Source organism: Pirellulales bacterium (assembly GCA_036490175.1).
GTDB lineage: Bacteria > Planctomycetota > Planctomycetia > Pirellulales > JACPPG01 > JACPPG01.
Genome location: DASXEJ010000262.1, coordinates 1 through 3,520 on the forward strand (window position 1 = coordinate 1; position 3,520 = coordinate 3,520).

At 56.3% G+C, this 3,520-nt stretch carries 4 protein-coding genes; 3 read left to right on the plus strand and 1 reads right to left on the minus strand.

What is annotated here, in order from left to right; all coding sequences use genetic code 11:
- The coding region (locus VGG64_19530; GenBank protein HEY1601802.1) for a hypothetical protein at positions 1-195 on the plus strand (195 nt) is incomplete at its 5' end.
- Positions 196-375: 180 nt separating this feature from the next.
- On the opposite strand, the gene VGG64_19535 is transcribed toward VGG64_19530, so the two are convergent.
- Positions 376-822: a hypothetical protein gene (locus VGG64_19535; GenBank protein HEY1601803.1), complete on the minus strand. Its 447-nt coding sequence runs from the start codon at positions 820-822 to the stop codon at positions 376-378.
- 64 nt (positions 823-886) lie between these two features.
- Between VGG64_19535 and VGG64_19540 the strand changes: the two genes are divergently transcribed.
- Together VGG64_19540 and VGG64_19545 are read left to right on the plus strand one after the other, a co-directional pair.
- Complete coding sequence (locus tag VGG64_19540; GenBank protein ID HEY1601804.1) at positions 887-1,321, plus strand: hypothetical protein; 435 nt, start codon at positions 887-889, stop codon at positions 1,319-1,321.
- Positions 1,322-2,683: 1,362 nt separating this feature from the next.
- A partial coding sequence (locus tag VGG64_19545; GenBank protein ID HEY1601805.1) for a hypothetical protein occupies positions 2,684-3,520 on the plus strand: 837 nt, incomplete at its 3' end.

A 3,520-nucleotide genomic window follows, 5' to 3' on the forward strand; every position in this document is an offset into this window, starting at 1 on the left:
AAATTCCTGAAAGCCGCGGTTTCCAACATGCCAAAAGAAGACAAGGAATATGTCTTGTCAGCCGTGACTGCGTTTTCGGAAGCGATGAGCTACGAAGATCCGGAAGACGATAAAGACGAGGATTTATCGAGGCTTGAGCAAAAAGACAGTGAATATCCACATGGCAGGCTCGCGAAGTGGTTCAAGAAGAGGTAATTGCACGTCGCTCTCGGGTTTGAATTTTGCGCCGCCGGCCGCGTAATTCCCGAAACTTTTTCGGCCCTTTAATGAGGTGGCGCTTGCGCTGATGGTGCTCCTCTCCACCGATGTCATGCGCTTTCAGCTTGTCGATTTCCTTTGAGGCAAGGTCGGCCGCTCTCTCCCGTGCCTTAACGCTCACTGGCCGGATATCCGTCGACCGTAATGCTTGTTCGACCAGTCGACGAATAGCTTCTGGGCCGACGGAGCATCGGCCTGCGCCGTGATCCATGCATCCAAGGCCGCGAGCTGTTGCGGTTGCATGCGCACGCGGCCAACACGGAACGCGCTTTTCAGGAAAAAATACGGCCAGATGCGGGTCTGATGCCGGCAAAAGGGCGGCAAAAGCCCGCTCTGGTTCAAAGGGTCAACCGCCACCGGGCGCCATCTCAATAACGCCCGCATGACATCGAGCCTGCCGACGTGCTGTGATACACAACGCTGACGGCAACGGTAGAATTCTCTGCCAGAGGGGGCCTCGATGATGCGACGCGATTTGATGGCAACGCTGGGCGAAACAACGTCGCCCTTCAAGTTCCTGCAGTTAATAGCTGTCCTGTGGATCGCGTGGCCGAACGGCGCCATCGCCGACGACTCATCTCCTCGCGCAAATGCCGTCACGATAACTTGCCAGCAAGCGCAGCATCAGATGATCGCCGGCACAACCCGTGCCAGTTTCCGGACCGAAGCGAAGTGGACGACAACTCAAAAGGGAAAGCAGTGGTGCGCGAAACTCGATGCCGGCGTCAAAGTGGTGAAGAACGTTTCCAGCTCCTATAAGGAGTGGCACGTTGCCGCCAATGAGAAGAATTGCCAGGCGGAAGCGGATCGGGCCAACTCGGCCGTCAAGGGATTTGAACAGGAGCACATCGGCGATGCGACCAAAGTGCTTCAGGACGCCACCGCGAGGCTAAACCAGCTGAGGTCCGACTTCTGTGCCGATAGCGAAGCTGAGGCCATAAGAAACGGCAATGCCGCCGTCGACAAAGTGTCCCAGGACGCAGGAACCAGCTATCAGGCAATGGCCGACAAGCGTGACTCAACGGGACATTCGCACAACGTCACCTGCGACTGCGCTCATTAGCTGCACCGCCAGGGCATCAGCTAAGCCTGAAGGGCTCCGGTGAAGCCGAAGAAAATTTGTCTGCCTAAAAGCGAATGCTCCTGAAGCAATGCCAACCAATGTTCGCCGTTTTATTTGGCTTTGGTGGGGTCATCTCGCGATTGCCCTGGTTCAGATTCCACTCTTGCCCCCGCCCAACCCAGCAGTCACACGGTCGGCTCAAATGGCGGTAATGGCAGGCGTGTTCGCAATCACGGTTGCTGTGCTGCTTCCCTTCTTTTGGTTAGCGGTTTGGGGGAGAAAGAACTGGGCGCGATGGCTGTTGTTAGTGGTCTTCGTGGCATCCAATCCGATTTTCCTTATTCCTAGTTGGACGCAATTGCCGCCGCTAATCATTGGAATGGGTTGCCTTTCACTCCTTATGGAGGCAGCGGCCTTCTATTTTCTGTTCACTGGTGACGCCCGTGGATGGTTCAAAGTGCAGAGTTAGAAATGGCGATAGTGTCATCGATATTGAGCCAAGCGATTATTGTCGCGATCATGGTTCTGTTTGTGCTGGCACGCGCCCCGGAGTTTTATCACGCGCCGCACGACCATTCATCTGTCCTGCAAAAGGTCCATAGAGGTCTGGTCAGATTCCTTCCCAAGGCGCGCGCGAGGATCGCGCCACCATGAAGACCGCCAAACTTAAAGGCGTCGTTCTCCAAAAACATTAACGTGGCCACTGCTCGAGCACGCGCGTGCGCGGCCGGCCTGATCGGCGGCCCGTTGCCGTCGTTCAACCGCAAGACGTTCAGAGCGACTGCGCCATGATCTGAGCAGAGATAGAGGCCAACAATGTGCAAGCAGAAAAACTTGCAAGCGAGAACGGTGCGAAGATTGCGCAGAACGTTGCCACTGGTTAGCTGAAGCGAGAGCAGTTGAATTGTCAAACGGCAATTCCTCGAAGGCCCCGATGAAGTTCGCCTTTCCATTTTGGATCAATGCCGCCAATCGCACAAAGTATGAAGGTCTTGGCTACGCTCCGTCTTAGGGTTGCCTAAGTTCGTTGAAGACAGTGCAATTAGTAGGCATCTGAATTCTCGCAGCGCCGAAGGTCACAAACGCCATCCAAGGCAGCGAGAGTTCTGTGAAGACCAACCGATCAAAAACGCCTGTCAAATTTTTCACGATCGCTCAGATCGCGGAATTCATGGAAAGCTCCGAGCGCACCGTCCGCCGGTGGATCGGAAACGGCTGGCTTATTGCGCACCGCATCAATGGGCTCGTGCGCATCTCACAGACTGATTTCCAGACCTTTTTGGCATCGCCGCTCCTGTCCGCGGCTGTCATCCCGAGGCCGCGCGTGGCACGACGGCGGTCTCCCGAGAAAGGGAGAATCCCATGACTGCCCGTGCGAAATCTCGCATTTCCCCGAAGCCTTCGAACGGCCCTTCCGGGCCAACGGTGGAAGCGGTTCTTCAGGCGCTGGGCCGTTGCACTGCCTTGTCCCCAACGCGTCGCCGGGATCTGCGTTCGGCAGTCCTGCGTGTCGCACAGCTGCTCGGCGCTGAGCCGGCCGCAATCCCGCTTTCGCTGGAGAAAATTCAGGCCGGTCTTGCCGCGATAAATCCCGTGGCAGCCGGGGTGACCCCCAAGCGCTTTGTCAACATCCGCTCAGATTTTCTGGCAGCCGTCAGGGCGAGCGGCGTGCTGCCGATCAAACTTCAGGCAAAGGCGGCGCTAGATCCCGCGTGGTCGAATCTTTTGTCCAGTCTCAGCAAGGGGCATCATTTGGGACTGATGCGCCTCGCTCGGTATTTGAGCAACGAAGGCATAAGGTCGGAGGAGATAAACGACCGGGCGATCGGCGAGTTCATATTGGCTGTTCGTCAGGGATCACTGCACAAAAGGCCAAACGTTCTTCATAAACAAGTGACGCGGATTTGGAATGAGGTCGCAACCTTACGAGGACTGCCGGAAGTAACGGTTCCATCGTTCCAGCGGACTGCGAAACGCATCAAAGAATCGCTTTTGCCGCGCTCTTTCATCCAAGACAGGGACGATTACTTGGCCTGGTGCTCGGTCGGCGATCCATTCGCCGTCGATGCACGCAACAAGCCTTTGGCACCGCGGACTTTAAAACTTGCAAGGGACCAAATCCGTGCGGCGGTGTCGGCCCTGGTCAGATCTGGCGAGAAGCTCGAGCGTGTTCGGTCTTTAGCCGATCTTGTAACGGTA